2 protein-coding genes and 1 pseudogene are annotated in these 2,061 nt (G+C 74.3%); 2 read left to right on the top strand and 1 reads right to left on the bottom strand.

Annotated features, from left to right (window positions below):
* Both GTW43_RS15535 and GTW43_RS15530 read left to right on the top strand, forming a co-directional pair.
* Positions 1 to 601 (top strand): annotated as a pseudogene (locus GTW43_RS15535) (hypothetical protein); the annotation flags it as partial.
* 83 nt (positions 602 to 684) lie between these two features.
* A complete protein-coding gene (locus GTW43_RS15530) occupies positions 685 to 861 on the top strand; it encodes a hypothetical protein (RefSeq protein ID WP_161302566.1) in 177 nt (58 codons plus the stop codon).
* A gap of 80 nt (positions 862 to 941) precedes the next feature.
* Here GTW43_RS15530 and GTW43_RS15525 read toward each other — a convergent pair whose 3' ends face one another.
* On the bottom strand, positions 942 to 1,880 hold the full coding sequence (locus GTW43_RS15525) for a 3-oxoacyl-ACP reductase (RefSeq protein WP_161302564.1): 939 nt from the start codon (positions 1,878 to 1,880) through the stop codon (positions 942 to 944).
* Positions 1,881 to 2,061: the final 181 nt, after the last annotated feature.

Below are 2,061 nucleotides of genomic sequence, written 5' to 3'. Positions count from 1 at the left end.
CGGGGACGGTCCGGTGAAGACCGTCGTGGTGGACCTGGACCGGGCCGGCGAGGCGTCGCCGCTGTTGCAGATCACCGAGGAGAGCGAGGACCGGCTGCTGCTCGCGGACCCCGACAGCGGGCTGATCCTGCTCCGCTCGGACGCCGCGTCGCCGGGCGAACCACGCCTCGGCTGGGGCGTGTTGGGCAGCACCCTGCCGATCCGCTTCCCGCAGGCACTGCGGCTCGGGGGGTGCACGCTGACGCCGTTCGCCATACAGCCCGGACAGACCCTGCTGCCGGAGGGCTGCGCGGTGGCGCTGCGCGTCGACGGGCCCGAGGGGGGCGTTCCGTGGCTCGGCGTGTGGCGGCCCCGCGAGTCGCGGTTGAGTCAACTGCCGCCGCCGGTAGGGTGGTTGGCCGGTACGGGCTTCTGGTCGCGGGACGGGGTGCTGGCGCTGCCGTACGTCACGGACGACGTGCCGTGCGGACTCGCCCGGGTCGCCGCGCCCGAGCCGCCGGCGCCGCGCGCCCCGGTCGAGCCCGCACCGAGCGCGCCCGTGGCGGCACGCCCCGTACCCCTGGGGAAGGCGCCACTGGGCGGACGCACGGCGGCCGGTTAGACACGCCCGGGCGCCATGCGGAAAGATCTTGTCCGAGAAGGTTCAGGACGACGGGGATACGGGGTGACGGGGTGAACTCTCCCATGACGGAAGGCAACGGTACGGGCGTCGCGGTGCAGGCGGCGGCGGAGCAGGAACGATCCGGCTCGGGCCGGCACCGGGGCGCTGTCGCGGTCGCGGCGACGCCGGACCGGCCGGACAGCCGTGAGCCCGCGCAGCCGCGCGGGCGCCACCGGGGGGCGCGCGCCGACGAGGCGTAGCGCTCCGCTCGTGCAGGACGAGGACGGGCCCGGCGACATCTCGGTGTCGCCGGGCCCGTCGGCGTGCAGCGGCCGTTCCGTCAGTCGCGCTTCAGGCTCAGGACCTCGGCCGCCGCGAACGTCTCGTTCGGGGGGCGGTCCTTGTAGTGCGGGGTCAGCAGGGCGTCCAGTTCGTCGTACGTGAACGTCGCGTGCGCCGAGTCGAACTTCGCCTGCACCCGCGGGCGGTCGACCACCGCGACCATGCCGCCGTGCACGACGAGGAGCTGTCCGTTGACGTTCGCCGCGGCGGGCGAGGCGAGGTAGCCGACGAGCGGGGCGACGTGCTCGGGGGCCAGCGGGTCGAGTCCCTCGTCCGGTTCGGCGAACCCGGCGAAGACGTCCTCCGTCATCCGGGTGCGGGCCCGTGGGCAGATGACGTTCGCGGTGACGCCGTACTTGGCCAGGGCCAGGGCGGTGGACGTGGTCAGGCCCACGATGCCGCCCTTCGCCGCCGCGTAGTTGGGCTGGCCGGCCGAACCGGCGAGGAAGGCCTCGCTGGAGGTGTTCACGATGCGGCCGTAGGCGGGGGCGCCGGTCGACTTCGCGCGCTCGCGCCAGTGGCGGGCCGCGAAGTGGGTGGTGTTGTAGTGGCCCTTGAGGTGGACCCGGATCACCGAGTCCCACTCGTCCTCGGTCATCGAGAAGATCATGCGGTCGCGCAGGATGCCGGCGTTGTTGACGAGGATGTCGAGCTGTCCGTAGGTGTCGACGGCGAGCCGGACGAGCTCTTCGGCCTGGGCGTGGTCGGCGACATCGCCGGTGTGCGGGGTGGCGGTGCCGCCGGCCGCGCGGATCTCTTCCGCGACCTGTTCGGCGGGGCTGGTGTCGGCGGCGCCGGTGCCGTCCCGGCGGGGCTGGCCGAAGTCGTTGACGATGACGTTCGCGCCGAGGCGGGCCAGTTCGAGGGCCTCGGCTCGGCCCAGGCCGCGGGCCGCGCCCGTGACGATTGCCGTGCGGCGCTTGAGCGGCTGGTCCATGTGGGGCTCCTTGTCGGTGTACCGGTGCGGCTTCCTCGTGGCTGGTCCGGCTGCGCGCCGCGGGGCTTCTCCTGCGTGGCCGAGTGCCGCTACGTCGTGGTTGCTCGCGCCCCTGGCGGGGCGGTCCTCCCCCGCCTTGGGCAGTCTGCCGCCTGGGGCGGCACGGGTGGGCAAGGCGGCA

The sequence above is a fragment of the Streptomyces sp. SID5785 genome (genome assembly GCF_009870065.1).
In the GTDB taxonomy this organism is placed as follows: domain Bacteria; phylum Actinomycetota; class Actinomycetes; order Streptomycetales; family Streptomycetaceae; genus Streptomyces.
This window is presented reverse-complemented; position numbering and strand designations above follow the sequence as displayed.

What these genes read in the sequence shown, in the direction of transcription:
- GTW43_RS15525 (WP_161302564.1), bottom strand. Translation starts at nt 1,880, where the DNA reads ATGGACCAGCCGCTCAAGCGCCGCACGGCAATCGTCACGGGCGCGGCC.
- GTW43_RS15530 (WP_161302566.1), top strand. Translation starts at nt 685, where the DNA reads ATGACGGAAGGCAACGGTACGGGCGTCGCGGTGCAGGCGGCGGCGGAG.